This is a genomic window from Agrobacterium tumefaciens (assembly GCF_005221385.1).
Classification (GTDB): Bacteria; Pseudomonadota; Alphaproteobacteria; order Rhizobiales; family Rhizobiaceae; genus Agrobacterium; species Agrobacterium tomkonis.
In genome coordinates, this window is sequence record NZ_CP039903.1 from 1,635,652 (window position 1) to 1,654,684 (window position 19,033).

Here is a 19,033-nt window from a genome sequence, read left to right on the forward strand (position 1 = left end):
TTTAAATATCAATAATTTAAATATATGAAAATAAAATGTGCACTTTTCGCGGCTGCACTTTAAAGGGCAAAGCAGCGCACAGACCGTTGCTAAACTGTGCTTATACGCATCGCATGTTACAGTTTTATAAAGTAAAAATCCTCTGAACAGGCGATGGAGTTACTTCTCCTTTCACGCATTTCAAGAGCGACTTGCCGATCCGCAAAAATGAATCCGCAATGAAGACAGTAGCGCACAATTATATTGAATGGCAGCAACTACAACGTGTCTTGAGGCCCTGTTTCCTTGAATCGAACAATTGGCGATCAAATCCGCCGTCTCGCGCACCGCGATATGCGATTATGCTGGGGTTCAGGCGATTTTTCCTTTGGAAAACCGTTTGTTGCCGATAAACATCAAGCGGGACAACAGGATTTCGCTCACGTCATGCTTTCACTTCGCCTGCTAACGATCATCGCCGGTTTTGCCTTTGCGGGCTCAGCAAGCGCGGCGTCGATCGGCATTGTTGCTCCGCAAAACGGGCCATATGAGCTTCTGGGGCAGCAGGTGCGGCAGGGCGCGAAGGCCGCTGCCGCCAAACTTGGGCTTGATGTCGTCGAAATCCATGAAAGCTGCGAGGATGGCAGCGGCGGCGCCATCGCCGATGGCCTCGTGGCCGCCAAAGTCAGCGCTGCGATCGGCTTCCTGTGCACGGAAACGCTCCAGGATGTTCTGCCGCCACTGAAAGCGGCCGCCATCCCGGTCATCACGCTCTCCAGCCGCGCACCTATCCTGATGGAAGATGCGTTGAAATACGGCTGGCCGCTTTTCCGCCTCGCCCCATCGGACAGGGCCGAATCGGAAAGGGCAGCGGAAATCATCCTGCGCGACTGGAAAGGACATTCCATCGGACTTGTGGATGACGGCACGATCTACAGCCGCGAACTGGTCGACAGGATTCGCTCGAAGCTGGAGGAAAACGGGCTGAAACCCACCTTCACCGACACGATGCGCCCCAACCAGGAACAGCAGGTGGCGCTGGTGCGCCGGCTGGCGCGAACCGGCATCACCCATGTCTTCATCGGCGCGGAACGCAACGACGTCGCCATTGTCGCCCGCGACGCCGCCTCGGAGAACTCCCCCCTCACCATCATGGGCGGCGACGCCATGAATGCGGCCAACGCGCCGGTAGCACTTACGGCAAATGTGCTCGCCATCACCCGCCCGGCCTACGACACATTGCCATCGGCTCAGGCCGTCACCGGTGAATTGCGCGCCGCCGGCATTGAACCGGAAGGTTATGTCCTGCCCGCCTATGCGGCCGCGGAACTGACGGCAGCGCTTTCGGAAGCGGCGCAGGCACAGTCGAAACCCGCGCCGGAAATATTGACGACCGGCACCGTCTTCAAAACCGTGATCGGCGATCTGAGCTTTAATCCCTCGCACGAACTTGCCGACAATCCCTACCGCCTGCAGCGCTGGAACGGCCAGCGCTTCGAACCGGCGGACAAGGCCGAAAAACAATAGCAGAGCCGGTGCGGCGGGAAATTTGAGGAAGCGGGCCTGAAAACCGCCGGCAACAGCGCGGCAGGCCGTTTCAAACCCGGATACTTGATGCTAAAGGCAGCTTACGCAACGCGTCGAGAGGAGTTTGCCCCATGTCCCTGCCTATCCGGATAGCCCCGTCGATCCTGGCTGCCAATTTCGCCAAGCTCGGACAGGAGGTCGCCGATGTCACGGAAGCGGGTGCCGACTGGATCCATCTCGACGTCATGGACGGTCATTTCGTGCCCAACATCTCGTTCGGGCCTGACGTCATCAAGGCACTTCGCCCGCACAGCAACGCCTTTTTCGATTGCCACCTGATGATCGCCCCCGTCGATCCCTATCTCGAAGCCTTCGCCAAGGCTGGTTGCGACAGCATCACCGTGCATGCGGAGGCCGGACCGCATCTGCATCGCTCGCTGCAGACCATCCGCACACTCGGCCGGAAGACCGGCGTGACCCTCAATCCCGCCACGCCGCTTTCCGTCATCGAAAACGTGCTTGATGATGTTGATCTCATCCTGATCATGAGCGTCAATCCCGGTTTCGGCGGCCAGAAATTCATTCCCGCCATGCTCGACAAGATCCGCGCGGCAAAGGCGATGATCGGCGACCGGCCGATCGAGCTTGAAGTGGATGGCGGCGTAACGGCGGAGACAGCCGGTGCAATCATTGCCGCCGGCGCCAATGCATTGGTGGCAGGTTCAGCGGTCTTCAAGGGCGATGGCGTTGAAGACTACCGCAAGACGGTGTCATTGTTGCGCACGGCTGCGGAGGCCGGAAGGTCCTGACCCACGGAGCGAACACGCCGGAGGAAGGACTACGGGGCGTTTGGATGAGGGCTTGATGGACAGCGACAGGCAGGATTTCCGCAATACAGTATCGGCATCGCTGTTTCCGCTCCTCGCTCCGCTCGTCTGGGCCGCCTGTTCGGCGGCCACCGCCGCCCTCGGTCTCTATCTCAGAAACCGGCTGGAAACCGATCACGCCGCTGATATCGGGATATTGTTCTTCTGCGGCGGTCTTCTCGGCTGGCCGCTGGCCATGGTGGCGCTGCGCTTCCTGCCCGCTTCTGCCAGCCTGACGCTGCGCTTTGCGCTAAGCTGTCTCGCCATCGCATTCTTCACTCTGGCGGTCGCGGCGATATTTTTCGCTTTCCAGTACCGCATCTTTTATGCGCAGTGGCACGCGCCATTCTTTTCCCGCATCTGGTTTTTTCAGCAGATTTTCACCTCGCTCGGCGCGATCTACCAATTTTGCATTCTCGGCCTCGGCCTCTATTTTCCGTTTGCAGCCGTTCCGCTGGCGCTGGCGGGCGCAATCCTTTGCCGACGGGCGTATCGAGCGACATAGCCATGTAGCTTTAGATTGAGATTACCGGAACACTTTGCTAAACGGGCAGCAAAACTCCCACAAAGCCAAGTTCCTCCACCAAGCCAAGCCTCTCTACGAAGAAAGTCATTGCCATGATCCCTCGTTACTCCCGGCCGGAAATGGTCGCCATCTGGTCGCCGGAAACAAAGTTCCGCATCTGGTTCGAGATCGAGGCATATGCCTGTGACGCACTGGCAGACCTCGGCGTCATTCCGAAATCGGCGGCCCAGACGATCTGGGAAAAGGGCGGCAGCGCCACCTTCGACGTCGCCCGCATCGACGAGATCGAAGCCGTCACCAAGCATGACGTCATCGCCTTCCTGACCCACCTTGCCGAGTTCGTCGGTCCCGACAGCCGTTTCGTGCATCAGGGCATGACCTCCTCCGACGTGCTCGACACCACGCTCAACATCCAGCTCGTGCGCGCCGCCGACCTGCTGCTCGCCGATATGGACCGGGTACTCGCAGCACTGAAGACCCGCGCCTTCGAGCACAAGAATACGGTGCGCATCGGCCGCAGCCACGGCATTCATGCCGAGCCGACCACCATGGGCCTGACCTTTGCCCGCTTTTATGCCGAGATGCATCGCAACCGCGAGCGCCTCGTCAATGCCCGTGCGGAAATCGCCACGGGCGCGATCTCCGGCGCCGTCGGCACCTTCGCCAACATCGACCCGCGTGTCGAGGAGCATGTCTGCGAAAAGCTCGGCCTCATCCCCGAGCCGGTCTCCACGCAGGTCATCCCGCGTGACCGCCACGCCATGTTCTTTGCCGTTCTCGGCGTCATCGCCTCGTCGATAGAAAACGTCGCCATCGAAATCCGCCACATGCAGCGCACCGAGGTTCTGGAAGCCGAAGAGTTCTTCTCTCCCGGCCAGAAGGGTTCCTCGGCCATGCCGCACAAGCGCAACCCGGTTCTGACCGAAAACCTGACCGGCCTTGCCCGTCTGGTGCGCATGTCGGTCGTCCCGGCCATGGAAAACGTGGCGCTCTGGCATGAGCGCGATATCAGCCACTCCTCCGTGGAGCGCGCCATCGGTCCCGACACGACCGTCACGCTGGATTTCGCGCTGAACCGCCTGGCCGGCGTCATCGAAAAGCTGGTGATCTACCCGGACAACATGCTGAAGAACATGAACAAGTTCCGTGGCCTCGTGCATTCGCAGCGCGTGCTGCTGGCGCTGACGCAGGCCGGTGTTTCCCGCGAGGACGCCTACCGTCTGGTACAGCGCAACGCCATGAAGGTCTGGGAACAGGGTGCAGATTTCCTTGAAGAACTGCTGGGTGACGAGGAAGTGCGCGCCGCCCTTCCCGAAGAGACAATCCGCGAGAAATTCGACCTCGGTTACCACACCAAGCATGTCGACACGATCTTCGCGCGCGTCTTCGGCAAGGCGTAAGGCAGGGTCTCCAAAGTTAATGCCGCCGCGGCCTTGATCGCGGCGGCATCACAACACAGATATGGGCGCATGAAAGTTTCAGAAGCAGATATCCTCATGGTACCGGGCTACACCAATTCCGGCCCCGACCACTGGCAGACCCGCTGGGAGCGCAAGCTTTCCACCGCGCGCCGTGTCGAGCAGGCGGAATGGACAAAACCGGTGAGGCACGATTGGGTGGCGCGGCTGGTGGAAGAGGTCAACACCTCGACCAAGCCCGTGGTCATCGTTGCCCATTCGCTGGGTGTGCCGACCGTCATCCATGCGTTGCCGGAAATCGGCAAGAAGGTTGCCGGCGCGCTTCTGGTTGCGCCGCCGGATGTCGCCAATCCGGATATCAGGCCGAAACATCTGATGACCTTCGGGCCTTATCCGCGCGATCCGCTGCCATTTCCGACAATCACCATCGCCAGCCGCAACGATCCCTTCGGCACCTACGAACATGCCGATGACATTGCCGCCGCCTGGGGTTCGCTGCTGATCGATGCCGGCATGTCCGGCCATATCAACGCCGAGTCCGGCCATGGCCCGTGGCCGGAGGGCGGCATGGTCTTCGCTCAGTTCCTGAGCCGACTGAAGGCGAACGAACCCTGACAGGAGGTTCTGGCAAGACCCGTCCCGCCACTTGCCAGTCGCACCGGCCGGTTTCCGGCCGGACAACCTTCCGGCCCGACACAAGAATTGAAGGGAAGATATGCGAGCTGCATTGTAGAATGCACTCTTTTCCTTTATGGGACCGCTCAAAGACAGAAACGTAACGCCACCAGAATCGGCGTCAACCAAGAGACCTGCCATTATGAACCGTCGCCGCCGTATTTACGAAGGCAAGGCCAAGATCCTCTACGAAGGTCCGGAGCCAGGCACGCTTATCCAGTTCTTCAAGGACGATGCGACCGCCTTCAACAAGAAGAAGCACGAAGTCATCGACGGCAAGGGTGTGCTGAACAACCGTATCTGCGAATATGTCTTCACGCATCTGAACAAGATCGGCATTCCCACCCACTTCATCCGCCGCCTCAACATGCGCGAGCAGTTGATCAAGGAAGTGGAGATGATCCCGCTTGAGATCGTCGTGCGCAACGTCGCCGCCGGCTCGCTCTCCAAGCGCCTCGGCATTGACGAAGGCGTGGTCCTGCCGCGCTCCATCATCGAGTTTTATTACAAGTCGGATGAGCTGGAAGACCCGATGGTCTCCGAAGAGCACATCACGGCCTTCGGCTGGGCCAACCCCGCCGAGCTTGACGACATCATGGCGCTTGCCATCCGCGTCAACGACTTCCTGTCCGGCCTCTTCCTCGGCGTCGGCATCCAGCTCGTCGATTTCAAGATCGAATGCGGCCGGCTGTTCGAAGGCGACATGATGCGCATCATTCTCGCCGACGAGATTTCGCCAGACAGCTGCCGCCTGTGGGATATCGAGACCCAGAAAAAGATGGACAAGGATCTGTTTCGCCGTGACATGGGCGGGCTGGTGGAAGCCTATTCCGAAGTGGCGCGCCGTCTCGGCATCATCAATGAAAACGAACCGATCCGCGGCACCGGCCCAGTCCTGGTAAAGTAATATCGGCCTCGTGACGTAATATTGGCCTCTTAAGGTAAAATCAGGAGAAGATCAGGTGATCAAGGCACGGGTGACTGTTACGCTGAAGAACGGCGTTCTCGATCCGCAGGGCAAGGCAATCGAAGGCGCGCTCGGCAGCCTCGGTTTCGGCGGCGTCGGCCATGTCCGTCAGGGCAAGGTCTTCGATCTGGAACTGGAAGGCGCCGACAAGGCCAAGGCCGAGACCGACCTGAAGGCAATGTGTGAAAAGCTTCTGGCCAATACGGTCATCGAAAACTACGCTATCGCCATCCTCTAGATCGTTTTGGCTTTTCTTCGAATCGTCAAACCGATCTATCTCTTTGATTTTGCGCGTTTTCCGGACGTAAAAGCGTTTCCGCTTTTACTGGAAACGCTCTAAGCCGCAGGAGCCGTCCCGATGAAATCCGCTGTCGTCCAACTTCCCGGCCTCAACCGCGACCGCGACATGATCGCCGCGCTGACGAAAATCTCCGGAAGCGCGCCCGTCACCATCTGGCAGACGGAAACAGATATTCCGGACGTCGACCTGATCGTCATCCCGGGCGGTTTTTCCTATGGTGACTATCTGCGTTGCGGCGCGATTGCCGCCCGCATGCCGGTCATGCAGGCCATTCGCGAAAAGGCGGAAAAGGGCGTCAAGGTTCTCGGCGTCTGCAACGGTTTCCAGATATTGGTCGAAGCGGGCATGCTGCCGGGCGCACTGATGCGCAACGCCTCGCTGAAATTCGTCTGCCGCGAAGTGAAGCTCGAAGTCACCAACAACGACACCGAATTCACCCGTGCTTATGACAAGGGCCAGATTCTGCGCTGCCCCGTTGCCCACCATGACGGCAACTATTTCCTCGATACGGATGAGCTGAAGTCCGTGGAAGACAACGGTCAGGTCGTGTTCCGTTATGCTGATGGCACCAACCCCAACGGCTCGCTGAACGACATCGCCGGCGTCATCAACGCCAAGGGCAATGTTCTCGGCATGATGCCGCATCCGGAAAACCTCATCGAAGCCGCCCATGGCGGCAATGACGGGCGTGGCCTCTTTGCGTCGGCGCTCGGCGTCATCGCAGCCTGATAGACCAGGCGGGCTTCGAGCCCGCCTTTTTTAATGCCGGCTTCCGGCTAAGTTTCGGCTTCTCTTCTGGATGACCTGATGCCTCGTCTTCTTCGCCACAATGCCTATAAAGCCACCGCATTGCTGCTCGCGGCAGCCGCGCTCGCCGCCTGCCAGCCGAAATCGCAACCGGCTGCCTCCGTCTCCCGTGCTGCCCTGCCGACGATGGAACGGATTGCTCTTGGCGCAAATGCCTGCTGGTTCAAATCGGGTGATGCGGCATTCAAGGCCTATCGTCTGGCCCCGGAACTCAATTCTTTCTCCGGCCGTCCACGCATCCTGCTCGTGCCGCGCAACAGCCCGGAATCCCGCCCCATGCTGGTCGTCCAGGCAGAAGGCAATCCGGCAAAGCTCGACGCGTTCGGACCCGTAATGAACGAAGCCATCTCCGGCCGCATCGCAACCGACGTCAAGCGCTGGGCGAATGGCGGCAAAGGCTGCTGATCTAGAGACGTCTACTTCAAAGACGTCAGTCTCGGCCCTGTGCCGAGGATCTGATCACCTCGAATAAAATCAATTCGTCGCAGATCCTCGGGACAAGCCCGAGGATGACGGAGGCCGTTTGCCTGCATTCCCGCGCAAATCCAATAAAAAACCCGCCAACGCCGGTTGGGATTGGCGTGGCGGGCTGCCGAATGGCTTGATGGCGCCGGGGAAAGAAGGCACCGCTCTTCGACAAAATTATAAAGACCGCGACGGCCAGGAGAAAAGCTGCGATTTCGCGGCCTCCTTCAAGGCCTCGTCCCGCGTAACGCCGATATCCTCCAGAAGATCGTCGGGCAATTCCCGCAAAGCGAGCCGTCCCCGTCGTTTCTGAAACCAAAGAGCCATGCCCACAATCAGGCGACCAATAAGCGTGCGGGCGATCTTGGCCGGAAAGGGCGCCGGTGCGACCATGTCGCCGGCATCGCGGAACACGCGTTCCCGTTCGTAACCATCAGGATAAAGCGTATCCGCTGTCGAAAGGTATTGATCCATCTTGCGCATATTGCACCTATTGTCTCCGTGCGTTTGTCTTGATTGACTGCAATCAATAAATACAATTGACTTGACGATAGATACAATGCATAAATTGTCACCATGACAAATTGGCTTCCCAATATCACCGAGGGCGACGGCCCGATTTATCTTCGCCTCGCCGACAGTATCGAAGGCGCGATTTCCGACGGCACCCTGCAGGCCGGCTCGAAATTGCCGCCGCAGCGCAATCTTGCCTATGATCTGGGTGTTACAATCGGCACAATCGGCCGGGCCTATGCGCTCATCCACGAGCGCGGCCTCGTCAGCGGCGAAGTGGGCCGCGGCACCTATGTCAATGAACGCAAGACCCCCGCCCCGTCTTTACCCATGGAACCGGCAGCGGCGGCCTTCGGCAGCACGCGTCACGCCATCGACACCAGCGCCGAATTCCGGCTGAACACGACCGCCGCGCCGGATGTCGGCCAGAGCGCGCTGATCGCCAGGCACATCGAGGCCGTCACCCGAGAGCACACCAGCGACATCACCAATTACGCCCGTTCGTTCCCCGATAACTGGTGTATGGCGGGTGTCCGCTGGCTTTCCCAGAACGGCTGGTCGCCGAAGCCGGAAAACATCGTCTCGACCCTCGGCGCCCATGCGGCGGTGATGAGCGTGATCACGGCAATGACGGCGCCGGGCGACCGCATCGTCTTCGAACCGCTGACCTATTCCCATATCAGCCGCAGCGCCGCCCTTGCCGGACGGCGGGTGACACTGGTGGAAGCGGACGAAAAGGGAATTGTCCCTGACGATTTCGAACGCGTCTGCGCCCAGCAGCACCCGAAAATGATCTTCCTGATGTCCGCCGGCCAGAACCCGACCTGCGCCACCCTGCCGGAAGAACGCCGCCGCGCCATTGCCGATATTGCCCGCCGATACGGCGTATGGATCGTCGAGGACAATCTTTATGGGGCGATGACCCGCGAGGCGATCCCGCTGATTGCCGAATTCGCACCCGACATCACCTTCGTGGTCGGCGGCCTGTCGAAATCCGTCGCCGCCGGTGTCCGGGGCGGTTGGGTGGCCTGCCCGGCGCAATATTCCTCGCGTATCCGGATTTCCCATTCGATGATGACGGGTGGCCTGCCCTTCATACTGGCAGAGTTGAATGCTCGCCTCGTCAACAGCGGCGACGCGCATGATATCCGCAAAGACTGCATTGCCGAATTGAATGGGCGCGAAGCGATCGCCCGGCGCGTCTTTGCCGGGCTGGACTTCAATTCCCTGCCCGATATCGCCTTCATGTGGCTGCGGCTGCCTGAACCCTGGCTTTCCGGCACCTTCCGCAATGCGGCGATGAAGGAAGGCGTGCTGATCGACGACGAGGACGAATTCAAGGCCGGGCGGGCGGAAAAGGTCTTCCACCGTGTCCGCATCAGCTTTTCCGGGCCTTCCAGCCGTGAGGAACTGACACACGGCTTCAGCATTCTTCGTCACCTGCTCGACAATGGTTCAGCCGGCTATGAAAGCGTGGCCTGATCCCTGCGCTGGCCCTGCGGGTACCGCCCGCAGGCCGCCAATATCGGCACAAACCGCCAATTAGCAGGCAAAGCGGCGCATTTTCCTGTCGCACCATTGAGCCTCTTGCGCTAAAGAACCGGAAACTTTCCTCGGCTCGAACCGCGTGAGACCTATGTCGATTCCAAACTCCATCAAGATCACCCCGGAACTCGTTGCATCCCACGGGCTGAAGCCCGACGAATACCAGCGTATCCTCGACCTGATCGGACGGGAGCCGAGCTTTACCGAGCTTGGCATCTTCTCGGCCATGTGGAACGAGCACTGCTCCTACAAGTCCTCCAAGAAGTGGCTGAAGACCCTGCCGACAACAGGACCGCGCGTTATCCAAGGCCCCGGTGAAAATGCCGGCGTGGTGGATATCGACGATGGCGACTGCGTCGTTTTCAAGATGGAGAGCCACAACCACCCGTCCTATATCGAACCCTATCAGGGTGCGGCAACGGGCGTCGGCGGCATCCTGCGCGACGTCTTCACCATGGGCGCACGACCGATCGCGGCCATGAATGCGCTCCGCTTCGGCGCGCCCGATCATCCGAAGACCCGCCACCTCGTGGCCGGCGTCGTCGCCGGTGTCGGCGGTTACGGCAATTCCTTTGGTGTGCCGACGGTTGGCGGCGAAGTGGAATTCGACCCGCGTTATAACGGCAATATCCTCGTCAACGCCTTCGCAGCCGGCCTTGCCAAGTCCAATGCGATCTTCCTTTCGGAAGCCAAGGGCGTCGGCCTGCCGGTCGTTTATCTCGGCGCAAAGACCGGCCGCGACGGCGTCGGCGGCGCGACCATGGCATCCGCGGAATTCGACGAATCCATCGAAGAAAAGCGCCCGACCGTTCAGGTCGGTGACCCCTTCACTGAAAAGTGCCTGCTGGAAGCCTGCCTTGAGCTGATGAAAACCGGTGCGGTCATCGCCATTCAGGACATGGGTGCCGCTGGCCTCACCTGCTCCGCCGTTGAAATGGGCGCCAAGGGCGATCTCGGCATCGAACTCGACTTGAACGCCGTGCCGGTGCGCGAAGAACGCATGACGGCTTATGAAATGATGCTGTCGGAAAGCCAGGAGCGCATGCTCATGGTTCTCGAACCCTCCAAGGAAGAAGTCGCCAAGGCGATCTTCGTCAAATGGGGTCTGGATTTCGCCATCGTCGGCAAGACGACGGACGACCTGCGCTTCCGCGTGCTGCATAATGGCGAAGAAGTCGCCAACCTGCCAATCAAGGAACTGGGCGACGAAGCCCCCGAATATGACCGCCCGTGGACACCGGCCAAGGTGCCGGCAGCACTTTCGGAAACCGACATTCCGGCAGCCGATATTGCCGACGCGCTGGTGTCGCTTCTCGGTTCAGCCAACAACTCCTCGCGCCGCTGGGTTTATGAGCAATATGACACGTTGATCCAGGGCAATTCCCTGCAGCTTCCGGGCGGCGATGCCGGCGTGGTGCGTGTCGAAGGCCATGACAAGAAGGCGCTCGCCTTCTCCTCCGACGTAACCCCGCGTTATGTCGAGGCCGATCCCTTCGAAGGTGGCAAGCAGGCGGTTGCCGAATGCTGGCGCAACATCACTGCCACAGGCGCTCTGCCGCTGGCGGCCACCGACAACCTCAATTTCGGCAATCCGGAAAAGCCCGAGATCATGAGCCAGCTGGTCCATGCCATCAAGGGCATCGGCGAAGCCTGCCGCGTGCTGGAATTCCCGATCGTTTCGGGCAACGTCTCGCTTTATAACGAGACCAATGGTCAGGCGATCCTGCCCACCCCCACCATCGGCGGCGTCGGCCTGCTGAAAGACTGGGGCCGCATGGCGCGCATCCGTTTCGCTGCCGAGGGCGACGTGGTGCTTCTGGTCGGCGCACCTGCCGGTCTCGGCACGCATATCGCCCAGTCGGTTTACATGCGCGACATCCATAACCGTATCGATGGCCCGGCACCGCATGTCGATCTGGCTGCCGAGAAGAAAAATGGCGATTTCGTCCGCGGCGTCATCACCGATGGTCTGGCCACCGCCGTTCACGATTGCTCCTCGGGCGGCCTTGCTCTTGCGGTCGGCGAAATGGCGATTTCCTCCGGTATCGGCGCGACGATCGATGCGGTCGAAGGCCACAATCCGGTCCTCACCTTCTACGGTGAAGATCAGGGCCGTTACGTCCTCACCGTCAAGAAAAGCGATCTCGACAAGGTGCAGGCGGCTGCCAAGGCGGCAGGCGTTTCCTGCCCGGTCATCGGCGTTACCGGCGGCTCCACCGTAAAGCTGGGCACGGCGCGCGCTGTCGAGATTAAAGAATTGCACTTGGCCTATGAATCGTGGTTCCCTCAATTCATGGACGGCGAAACTTTGCTCGCCGCAGAATGAATTAAGGAGAAACACCATGCCCATGAAACCCGGCGACATTGAAGACATGATTAAGGCGGGAATTCCCGGGGCAAAGGTCACGATCCGCGATCTGGCCGGTGACGGCGACCATTACGCTGCGGAAGTCGTTGCGGAAGCATTCAAGGGCAAGACCCGCGTGCAGCAGCACCAGATGGTCTATGACGCGCTGAAGGGCAATATGGGCGGCGTTCTGCATGCCCTTGCCCTGCAGACCTCGGCTCCCGAATGATTGCGCCCGTGAAAACGGTTCCTGCAAGCGGCAGGCTCTGTCCCATCTGCGGGATAGCGTGAAAGCTTCGGAATAAATCAAAGGCCCGCATGATACTCTCACGCGGGCCTTTTTTCATTCTGGCAAAGGGCGGTCGCCGCTTACAAGGCAGGCGGCGTCTGCGAATCCAGATCAGCAAAAGAGGCGGCCGGCAAAGGCCCCGCCGTCAGCAGCGTAAAATCGTAACCGGACTTGCGGTCAGGCCCCAGCACATATTGCCGGTGCATGCGCAGGAAGTTGCGCTTGTTCTTCTTGTAGCGCTCCGGCGAAAGCGAGTGCTTGAAACGGATCGGCACGATTTTCGGCTGCGGCGCATCCGCGTGACCGGTCAGGGCCACGGTGTTGCACCGGTAAAGATGGATAGGATCGGTCAGACACTGGATGTCGAACCATGTCACCTTCTGGTGGCGAGCGATTATTCCGACGCTCTGGCGAAGCCTGTCCGCACTCGACAGGAACGCACATTGCAGCGCCGCCCCGCCCAAGGTCGCAAAAGACAGTGTCCGGCCATCCAGCGCATCCGGTTTCAGCTCCAGCACCCGGCCGATAGTGGCGAGTGCGAGACTGGCGCCCATGCTGTGCGAAACCACCAGAACCTCGTCTGAAGGCTGTTCCAGCGCCGTCAGGGCAAGCGCCGCCCTCTCCTCGATCCAGTCGCGGGCAATCGGCTCATCGCGGCCCACCGCCAGCGCGAACCGCCAGTCCGCATAAAGATGCAGGGTGTGAAACCGCTCGGCAAACGGCAGGAACGCCTTCACGAAAAACAGGGCGGCGGCGGGAAGGCTGATGGCGAACAGCCAGAGCGGCAAGGCGAAAAGCCATGGCGAAAGGGCAATAGCGGCAGCAAGCGCACCGCCGGCAAGCATCAGCAGGAACGGAAAGATGAAGAACAGGCCAAAACGCCAGGCATGGCGAAAATAACGCGCCGCCCCCCCTTCACCGACGATGCCCGCCCCGGCCTTGAATCCGAGCCAGATCTGCCGCCAGACCGGTTCATCCCGCAGCTCGGAGATGACACCATTATGATCGTAGACAAAGATGGCCGAACGCGTCCGCCAGTCGCCCGCCGAGGCCTCGACCGTGAATGTTTCGCCTCCCGGCGCATTCTCCAGCGGCCCCACCGCATAATCGACATCCCAGGTCTTGCCGGCAAGCGCCGCCGCCCGCTGGTAACGCAGATGATGGGCCGCCGCATCGAGCGGATCGAAACCGGGAAAATAAAGAACAAGTCGTGACTTGACGGCTGGCATGCATGAACCTTCGGCCGGAGCATTTCCAGTAAAAGCGGAATCGCTTTTACGTCAGGACAATGCGCAAAAACAAAGAGATAGCGCGCTTTTGCGTCCCTGAGAAAAGCAAAACCGCGCTAGAGGCACCCGAAAGGATCGCTTGATACAGTGGGCGATGCACGTATAGTAAAAATCGCGACGGAAATATGATTTATTTAGCGGTGAGGGAAATTTGTCTGGCATCGTCGATCAAGTGCTCAACGGCGTCGTCAAGGGCGCGCTGTCTGAAATCCTCACCAAGACCGGTATCCGCAAAACCCGGCGCACGCGCCGGACGAAAAGCACCGGCTCACTCGCCGGCGGCATTGTCGGCTCCGTTCTGGAAGCAGCGCTCAACGCCGCCGTCAAACCCAGGCCGGCCAAGAAGCAGGTGAGCAAAAGACGAACCGCCGCCGCCCGCAGCCGGCAGAAATATCGATGATCCGCCACGAGCGACTTTGCCTGTTTTTCGCCTGCGCCATCCTGTTTCTTTCCGCACCACGCATGGGCTTCACCGACGACACAAGTGACAAAGAGATCAAAATTGGCATCGCCGTGCTGCTTCATGATGCTGATCCGATAGCTGGCACTGCGTTTTGCAAAATCGGTCGAACCTGCCGTCTGCTTAAACAGGAAGAGCCTAAATTAATTGTCGATCTCAAAATCGACCACCAAAACGACAGACTGGTGGGTGAAATGCAGGTGGATTGCGAACGAGATTGTTCGCTAGCGACCGGTCGCTCAGTCATGACACTCCAGAACCAGAAAGAACTCGATCTTTTCGCCGACGAGACAGGCATATTAGTCCCGCTCGTCTCCAGACCGCGAAAGACAATCGGTAAAATACTTCTGATCTATCCCGACACGTGAACCGCTGCGACGTGGATGTGAAATTTCGATCCCTTTCCAATGATGCCACACCCGCAGTTTTTTACGCTTTCCGGGTGGAAATCGCGCCGTGACATGTTATCTAGGAACAAACAGAAAGCAGCGGCCTTGAACCGCATGTGAAAGGAATAGGCCTATGAGCGGCATTAACGACATGATCGACAGCGAAGTGAAGAGCAACGACATCGTTCTTTTCATGAAGGGCACCCCGCAATTTCCGCAGTGCGGTTTTTCCGGCCAGGTGGTACAGATCCTCGATTATCTCGGCGTCGACTACAAGGGCATCAATGTGCTTGCCGATGCCGATATCCGTCAGGGCATCAAGGACTATTCCAACTGGCCGACCATCCCGCAGCTTTACGTCAAGGGCGAATTCGTCGGCGGCTGTGACATCGTAAGAGAGATGTTCCAGTCCGGCGAACTGCAGAACCACTTCCAAGAACAGGGTATCAGCGTCCGCGGCGCGGCCTGATTTCGGCCGGTTCATCCGGCCCACCCTGATTGTCAGAAATTTATGCCAGGCGTTGCTTCATGCAACGCCTTTGCCGTTCTTTTTGGGGCAATCCTGTGACAGAACTTTCACAATCCACCGCTTCGCGCGCAGGCTCGATGGGGCGCACGGAATTCATTGCGCTTGCCGCCATGCTGATGGCGCTGAACGCGCTCGCCATCGACATCATGCTGCCCGGTCTTCAGGAAATCGGCGCATCGCTGGGCGTCGTCAATGAAAACCACCGCCAATACGTGATTTCCACCTATCTTCTCGGCTTCGGTATCGCCCAGCTTCTGTATGGGCCGATTTCGGACCGTTTCGGACGCCGCAAGCCGATGCTGGTCGGGCTGGCGATCTACATCGTTTCAGCCCTTGCCGTGGTCTTCGTGCCGTCATTCTCCGGCCTTTTGCTGCTGCGCTTCATTCAGGGCATCGGTTCGGCGGCGACACGCGTCATCACCATCTCGATCGTGCGTGACATCTATGGCGGCCGTCAGATGGCGGAAGTCATGTCGCTGATCATGATGGTCTTCATGGTCGTTCCGGTCATCGCGCCCGGCACCGGCCAGATCGTGCTGTTTTTCGGCAACTGGCACCTGATCTTCGCCTTCATGGCGGGAATTGCCGCGGTTGTAACCGCCTGGATGTATTTCCGCCTGCCGGAAACCCTGCATCCGGATGATGTCAGGCCTTTCACCGCCCGCTCGGTGCTTGGCGGCTTCAAGATCGTGCTCACCAACCGTATCGCGCTCTGTTATACGCTTTCGAGCACCTTCATCTTCGGCGCGCTGTTTGGCTTCATCAACTCGGCTGAACAGGTCTATAAGGGCATTTATGGCCTTGGCGCATGGTTTGCGGCGGCCTTTGCCGGCGTTGCCCTGTTCATGGCCTTCTCGTCCTTCATCAATGCAAGGCTGGTCGGCAGGTTCGGCATGCGCAAGCTGTCGCACGGATCGCTGCTCGGCTTCATCGCCATCACCTTCATCTGGCTGGTGGTGCAAGTGCTTGGACCGGAGCCGATGCCCTTTGCCATCTTCATCGTGTTCTTTGCGCTTGCCATGTTCCAGTTCGGCTGGATCGGCTCGAACTTCAACTCGCTCGCCATGGAACCGCTCGGCCATGTCGCCGGCACCGCCTCCTCCGTCATCGGTTTCATGGGAACCGTCGGCGGTTCGCTGATCGGCGCCGGCATCGGCCAAGCTTTCGACGGCACGGCGCTGCCGATGGTGGCCGGCTTCTTCGTCGTCTCCATCATCGGTCTGATCTTCGTGCTGATCGGCGAAAAGGGCATGCTGTTTCAGGCGCACAACAAGCCGACACGGTAAAGGCGGTTAGAAAAATAAAAGGGCGCGGAATTTTGTTCCGCGCCCTTTTTTATTTGTCTGCCAATTGCGCTTCGCTTTCAACGTCGTCCGCTCTCCGCTCTCGGCGTCATCCTTGGGTCAAGCCCGAGGATGACGGATGTCAGACCGGTAAACTCCATCGAACCGCAACGTGGTCGCGCAACTCACACCGTAAAGATCTTCTCGCGCAGCAATTCCCAGGTCTCCTGATCCGGAGCCAGCAGCAGCCCGCCATCCACATGGCGCGGCAGATAGGGCGAACCATCGAGACGCGCGGCATAGGCGCCCGATTCCTGCGAGATCAACGTCCCAGCCAGATGGTCCCAGGGCATAAGCTTGTTATACATCAGGAAATGCATGTGGCCGCCGCAGAACAGGCGGTATTCGTGCGCGGCGCAGCGATAGCTGGTGAACAGCCGCACATCCGCAAGGTTCATGAGAATCTTGCGCCGGGTCTCCACGTCGAAATATCCGGTATTGGCGATGCCGACCATCTGCGACAGGTGGGGCGCCGTCACGACCGACATCTGCGTCTGCGAACCATCTGCCCCACAAAGCCACGCGCCGGAACCCTTTTCGGCAATCGCCCAATCATTGCCCATTGGATCGAAGATCAGGCCGGCCACGGTCTCGCCCTTGGAGATGACGCTCATCATCACGCCGAACAGCGGCAGGCCGGACGCAAAATTATAGGTGCCGTCGATCGGATCGACCACCACGGCAAGGTCGGCATCGGCAAGCTTGCCGAGCAGCGAAGCATCAGCCGCCACAGCCTCTTCGCCGATGAACAGCGCATCAGGCATGATATCCTGCACGCGGGCGCGGAGCAGCCGCTCGGCGGCCTCGTCAGCCTCAGTGACGAGATCGATCGCCTCGGACTTTATCCTGACGTCGCCATCGCCCAGATTGCGGAACCGCGGCAGGATTTCCACCGCCGCCGCCTCCTGAAGCGCGTTGGCAAGAGAGGCGATGTCGAGTTCGAGAGCCATGGGCGATATCCTTCCTTGTGATGTACCTGCTATAAGGCGACGATTTCCCGTCGCAGCATCTTCCAGCTTTCCTTGTCGGGAGCCGACAGGATGCCGCCCGCCGTCTGTCCCGGCCGGTAGGGCGTATTGTCGAAACGGGCTGTGTAACCACCCGCTTCCTGATGAACGAGCACACCGGCAAGATGATCCCACGGCATCAGCTTTTCATGGCCGATGAAATGCAGCTTGCCGGCCGAAGCAAGCCAATATTCATGGGCAGAACAATTCAGCGAAAATGCCATCTTGATCTTCGCCATATTGGCGGCGATGACAGGACGGCGATCCTCGTGGCTGTGACCCCAGGAAAAAATGCCAACCATCTCGGATAGCGGCGCGGGATCCGCGACCCTGAGCTTGGCCTGCGAGCCGTTTTTGCGGTGGAGATAAGCGCCCTCGCCTTTCAGCGCAACAATGGTATCGCCCATGACGGGATCATGGATGAAGCCCGCCACCGTCTCGCCCTTGACGGTGACTGCAAGCAGCGTGCCGAAAGCCGGAAAGCCGGAAGCATAATTGAACGTGCCATCGATGGGATCGATCACGAAGGCAAGCGGCGCATCGGCAAGGGCGGGAATGACTGATGGGTCCGCCTCATACGTTTCTTCGCCGACGATATGGGCCTTCGGAAACCGCTGTAATAAAGCAGCAGTAATCGCCTTTTCCGCAAGAATATCGGCCTCGGTGACAAGGTCGACGGCGGATGTCTTTTCGGAGATCGCGCCTGCGTTCAAATTGCGGAAGCGGGGCAGAATTTCCTGGGCGCCGGCAGCGGCGACGGTGGAAACGAGGAAGTCGATATCTTTATCGGAAAGGCTCATGGCGCGGGGCACTTCTTCATCAGGGAGGGCTGGCCTCCCTACGCTCTTCAGGTGACGCCCCGGTGACAGCAAGCGCCGAAAAATCAAAAAGCTTGGGATCAAGCAGATGCGACGGATTAACATGGGCAAGCGCCCGCAGCATCACGTCCTTGCGGCCCGGCATGCGCCTTTCGATGTCGGCCAGCATCTCCTTCATGGCATTGCGCTGAAGCCCGTCCTGAGAGCCGCAGAGGTCGCAGGGAATGATCGGGAATTCCATCGCCGCCGCAAATTTCGCCATATCATCCTCGGCGCAATAGGCAAGCGGGCGCATGACCATCAGGTCGCCCTCGTCATTCATCAGCTTCGCCGGCATGCCGGCAAGACGACCGCCATGGAAGAAGTTCATGAAAAAGGTTTCGAGAATATCCTCGCGGTGATGACCGAGCAGCAGTGCGTCGCAGCCTTCCTCCCGCGCGATGCGGTAGAGATTGCCGCGCCTGAGCCGCGAACAGAGCGAACAGTAGGTGCCGCCGGAAGGCACCTTTTCCTTCACCACCGAATAGGTATCGCGATATTCGATGCGATGGGCGACACCGATCTTCGCCAGATACTCCGGCAGCACATGCTTCGGAAAATTCGGCTGACCCTGATCGAGATTGCAGGCCACCAGTTCCACCGGTAAAAGCCCGCGCCATTTGAGATCAAGCAGCAGCGCGAGCAGCCCATAGCTGTCCTTGCCGCCGGAAAGGCCGACCAGCCAGCGCTTCTGACCGTTCAGCATGCCGAAATCTTCAAACGCCTGGCGCACATTGCGCAGCAGCCGCTTGCGCAGCTTGTTGAACGAGACAGACCGCGGCGCATTGTCGAACAGCGGATGCGAGCTGCCGTTTTCCTCGGACGCGTCCTGATCCGCCCCAATCTGGTCGGCGCCAACCTGATCTACAAAGTCATCGATCTTGGTGAGAATGTTCATCATCAGCTCGCTCCGGCACGACTGCCGTTCTTAGTG

At 59.4% G+C, this 19,033-nt stretch carries 20 protein-coding genes and 1 pseudogene; 16 read left to right on the plus strand and 5 right to left on the minus strand.

The window, feature by feature from the left end; genetic code table 11:
- Positions 1 to 379 precede the first annotated feature (379 nt).
- The 9 genes and pseudogenes from CFBP6623_RS08160 to CFBP6623_RS08200 all read left to right on the plus strand — a co-directional run bounded on the left by CFBP6623_RS08160 (position 380) and on the right by CFBP6623_RS08200 (position 7,471).
- Positions 380 to 1,506 (plus strand): annotated as a pseudogene (locus tag CFBP6623_RS08160) (ABC transporter substrate-binding protein).
- A gap of 131 nt (positions 1,507 to 1,637) precedes the next feature.
- Positions 1,638 to 2,315 carry a ribulose-phosphate 3-epimerase gene (gene rpe / locus CFBP6623_RS08165; RefSeq protein WP_046798239.1) on the plus strand — a complete coding sequence of 226 codons (678 nt, stop codon included), beginning with the start codon at positions 1,638 to 1,640 and terminating at the stop codon, positions 2,313 to 2,315.
- Between the two features lie 55 nt (positions 2,316 to 2,370).
- Complete coding sequence (locus CFBP6623_RS08170) at positions 2,371 to 2,877, plus strand: hypothetical protein (RefSeq protein WP_046798238.1); 507 nt, start codon at positions 2,371 to 2,373, stop codon at positions 2,875 to 2,877.
- 113 nt (positions 2,878 to 2,990) lie between these two features.
- Positions 2,991 to 4,298, plus strand: coding sequence for an adenylosuccinate lyase (gene purB, locus CFBP6623_RS08175; protein ID WP_046798237.1), 1,308 nt, complete (start codon positions 2,991 to 2,993; stop codon positions 4,296 to 4,298).
- Between the two features lie 69 nt (positions 4,299 to 4,367).
- Entirely contained in the window at positions 4,368 to 4,931 is a 564-nt protein-coding gene (locus CFBP6623_RS08180) for an alpha/beta hydrolase (RefSeq protein WP_046798236.1), read from the plus strand.
- 202 nt (positions 4,932 to 5,133) lie between these two features.
- A complete protein-coding gene (purC, locus tag CFBP6623_RS08185; protein ID WP_003516002.1) occupies positions 5,134 to 5,898 on the plus strand; it encodes a phosphoribosylaminoimidazolesuccinocarboxamide synthase in 765 nt (254 codons plus the stop codon).
- Positions 5,899 to 5,953: 55 nt separating this feature from the next.
- Entirely contained in the window at positions 5,954 to 6,196 is a 243-nt protein-coding gene (purS, locus tag CFBP6623_RS08190; protein ID WP_003507918.1) for a phosphoribosylformylglycinamidine synthase subunit PurS, read from the plus strand.
- A 120-nt stretch (positions 6,197 to 6,316) separates the two neighbouring features.
- Complete coding sequence (gene purQ / locus CFBP6623_RS08195) at positions 6,317 to 6,988, plus strand: phosphoribosylformylglycinamidine synthase subunit PurQ (RefSeq protein WP_046798235.1); 672 nt, start codon at positions 6,317 to 6,319, stop codon at positions 6,986 to 6,988.
- Positions 6,989 to 7,066: 78 nt separating this feature from the next.
- Positions 7,067 to 7,471, plus strand: a complete 405-nt coding sequence (locus CFBP6623_RS08200; RefSeq protein WP_046798234.1) for a hypothetical protein — start codon at positions 7,067 to 7,069, stop codon at positions 7,469 to 7,471.
- Positions 7,472 to 7,708: 237 nt separating this feature from the next.
- Here the strand turns inward: CFBP6623_RS08200 and CFBP6623_RS08205 are convergent, their stop codons facing one another.
- Positions 7,709 to 8,014, minus strand: a complete 306-nt coding sequence (locus tag CFBP6623_RS08205; protein ID WP_046798233.1) for a DUF1127 domain-containing protein — start codon at positions 8,012 to 8,014, stop codon at positions 7,709 to 7,711.
- A gap of 93 nt (positions 8,015 to 8,107) precedes the next feature.
- On the opposite strand from CFBP6623_RS08205, the gene CFBP6623_RS08210 reads away from it, so the two are divergent.
- The 3 genes from CFBP6623_RS08210 to CFBP6623_RS08220 all read left to right on the plus strand — a co-directional run bounded on the left by CFBP6623_RS08210 (position 8,108) and on the right by CFBP6623_RS08220 (position 12,165).
- Positions 8,108 to 9,526 (plus strand): PLP-dependent aminotransferase family protein, encoded by a 1,419-nt coding sequence (locus CFBP6623_RS08210; RefSeq protein ID WP_046798232.1) that lies wholly within the window; start codon positions 8,108 to 8,110, stop codon positions 9,524 to 9,526.
- Positions 9,527 to 9,680: 154 nt separating this feature from the next.
- Positions 9,681 to 11,915: a phosphoribosylformylglycinamidine synthase subunit PurL gene (gene purL, locus CFBP6623_RS08215; protein WP_046798231.1), complete on the plus strand. Its 2,235-nt coding sequence runs from the start codon at positions 9,681 to 9,683 to the stop codon at positions 11,913 to 11,915.
- 16 nt (positions 11,916 to 11,931) lie between these two features.
- Positions 11,932 to 12,165: a BolA/IbaG family iron-sulfur metabolism protein gene (locus tag CFBP6623_RS08220; RefSeq protein ID WP_003507909.1), complete on the plus strand. Its 234-nt coding sequence runs from the start codon at positions 11,932 to 11,934 to the stop codon at positions 12,163 to 12,165.
- A 140-nt stretch (positions 12,166 to 12,305) separates the two neighbouring features.
- Here the strand turns inward: CFBP6623_RS08220 and CFBP6623_RS08225 are convergent, their stop codons facing one another.
- Complete coding sequence (locus CFBP6623_RS08225) at positions 12,306 to 13,454, minus strand: hypothetical protein (RefSeq protein ID WP_080842001.1); 1,149 nt, start codon at positions 13,452 to 13,454, stop codon at positions 12,306 to 12,308.
- Positions 13,455 to 13,665: 211 nt separating this feature from the next.
- Here CFBP6623_RS08225 and CFBP6623_RS08230 point away from each other — a divergent pair, with 211 nt between their 5' ends.
- The 4 genes from CFBP6623_RS08230 to CFBP6623_RS08245 all read left to right on the plus strand — a co-directional run bounded on the left by CFBP6623_RS08230 (position 13,666) and on the right by CFBP6623_RS08245 (position 16,178).
- Positions 13,666 to 13,914 (plus strand): hypothetical protein, encoded by a 249-nt coding sequence (locus CFBP6623_RS08230; protein ID WP_046798229.1) that lies wholly within the window; start codon positions 13,666 to 13,668, stop codon positions 13,912 to 13,914.
- Positions 13,911 to 14,342 (plus strand): hypothetical protein, encoded by a 432-nt coding sequence (locus CFBP6623_RS08235; RefSeq protein ID WP_046798228.1) that lies wholly within the window; start codon positions 13,911 to 13,913, stop codon positions 14,340 to 14,342. The genes CFBP6623_RS08230 and CFBP6623_RS08235 overlap by 4 nt, the downstream gene beginning before the upstream one ends.
- A gap of 154 nt (positions 14,343 to 14,496) precedes the next feature.
- Positions 14,497 to 14,832 carry a Grx4 family monothiol glutaredoxin gene (gene grxD, locus CFBP6623_RS08240; RefSeq protein WP_046798227.1) on the plus strand — a complete coding sequence of 112 codons (336 nt, stop codon included), beginning with the start codon at positions 14,497 to 14,499 and terminating at the stop codon, positions 14,830 to 14,832.
- A gap of 137 nt (positions 14,833 to 14,969) precedes the next feature.
- Positions 14,970 to 16,178 (plus strand): multidrug effflux MFS transporter, encoded by a 1,209-nt coding sequence (locus CFBP6623_RS08245; protein ID WP_046798226.1) that lies wholly within the window; start codon positions 14,970 to 14,972, stop codon positions 16,176 to 16,178.
- A gap of 182 nt (positions 16,179 to 16,360) precedes the next feature.
- Here CFBP6623_RS08245 and CFBP6623_RS08250 read toward each other — a convergent pair whose 3' ends face one another.
- Genes CFBP6623_RS08250 through ttcA form a run of 3 tightly spaced genes read right to left on the minus strand, consistent with a single transcriptional unit; the run spans position 16,361 to position 19,000 of the window.
- Complete coding sequence (locus CFBP6623_RS08250) at positions 16,361 to 17,185, minus strand: inositol monophosphatase family protein (protein ID WP_046798225.1); 825 nt, start codon at positions 17,183 to 17,185, stop codon at positions 16,361 to 16,363.
- 29 nt (positions 17,186 to 17,214) lie between these two features.
- Positions 17,215 to 18,042: an inositol monophosphatase family protein gene (locus tag CFBP6623_RS08255; protein ID WP_046798224.1), complete on the minus strand. Its 828-nt coding sequence runs from the start codon at positions 18,040 to 18,042 to the stop codon at positions 17,215 to 17,217.
- Between the two features lie 19 nt (positions 18,043 to 18,061).
- Positions 18,062 to 19,000, minus strand: a complete 939-nt coding sequence (gene ttcA, locus CFBP6623_RS08260) for a tRNA 2-thiocytidine(32) synthetase TtcA (RefSeq protein ID WP_046798223.1) — start codon at positions 18,998 to 19,000, stop codon at positions 18,062 to 18,064.
- Positions 19,001 to 19,033 lie beyond the last annotated feature (33 nt).

Bases quoted from the DNA above. Each gene is read 5' to 3' on its own strand.
- rpe (WP_046798239.1), top strand. From the start codon at position 1,638: ATGTCCCTGCCTATCCGGATAGCCCCGTCGATCCTGGCTGCCAATTTC.
- CFBP6623_RS08170 (WP_046798238.1), top strand. From the start codon at position 2,371: ATGGACAGCGACAGGCAGGATTTCCGCAATACAGTATCGGCATCGCTG.
- purB (WP_046798237.1), top strand. From the start codon at position 2,991: ATGATCCCTCGTTACTCCCGGCCGGAAATGGTCGCCATCTGGTCGCCG.
- CFBP6623_RS08180 (WP_046798236.1), top strand. From the start codon at position 4,368: ATGAAAGTTTCAGAAGCAGATATCCTCATGGTACCGGGCTACACCAAT.
- purC (WP_003516002.1), top strand. From the start codon at position 5,134: ATGAACCGTCGCCGCCGTATTTACGAAGGCAAGGCCAAGATCCTCTAC.
- purQ (WP_046798235.1), top strand. From the start codon at position 6,317: ATGAAATCCGCTGTCGTCCAACTTCCCGGCCTCAACCGCGACCGCGAC.
- CFBP6623_RS08200 (WP_046798234.1), top strand. From the start codon at position 7,067: ATGCCTCGTCTTCTTCGCCACAATGCCTATAAAGCCACCGCATTGCTG.
- CFBP6623_RS08205 (WP_046798233.1), bottom strand. From the start codon at position 8,014: ATGCGCAAGATGGATCAATACCTTTCGACAGCGGATACGCTTTATCCT.
- CFBP6623_RS08210 (WP_046798232.1), top strand. From the start codon at position 8,108: ATGACAAATTGGCTTCCCAATATCACCGAGGGCGACGGCCCGATTTAT.
- purL (WP_046798231.1), top strand. From the start codon at position 9,681: ATGTCGATTCCAAACTCCATCAAGATCACCCCGGAACTCGTTGCATCC.
- CFBP6623_RS08220 (WP_003507909.1), top strand. From the start codon at position 11,932: ATGCCCATGAAACCCGGCGACATTGAAGACATGATTAAGGCGGGAATT.
- CFBP6623_RS08225 (WP_080842001.1), bottom strand. From the start codon at position 13,454: ATGCCAGCCGTCAAGTCACGACTTGTTCTTTATTTTCCCGGTTTCGAT.
- CFBP6623_RS08235 (WP_046798228.1), top strand. From the start codon at position 13,911: ATGATCCGCCACGAGCGACTTTGCCTGTTTTTCGCCTGCGCCATCCTG.
- grxD (WP_046798227.1), top strand. From the start codon at position 14,497: ATGAGCGGCATTAACGACATGATCGACAGCGAAGTGAAGAGCAACGAC.
- CFBP6623_RS08245 (WP_046798226.1), top strand. From the start codon at position 14,970: ATGGGGCGCACGGAATTCATTGCGCTTGCCGCCATGCTGATGGCGCTG.
- CFBP6623_RS08250 (WP_046798225.1), bottom strand. From the start codon at position 17,185: ATGGCTCTCGAACTCGACATCGCCTCTCTTGCCAACGCGCTTCAGGAG.
- CFBP6623_RS08255 (WP_046798224.1), bottom strand. From the start codon at position 18,042: ATGAGCCTTTCCGATAAAGATATCGACTTCCTCGTTTCCACCGTCGCC.
- ttcA (WP_046798223.1), bottom strand. From the start codon at position 19,000: ATGATGAACATTCTCACCAAGATCGATGACTTTGTAGATCAGGTTGGC.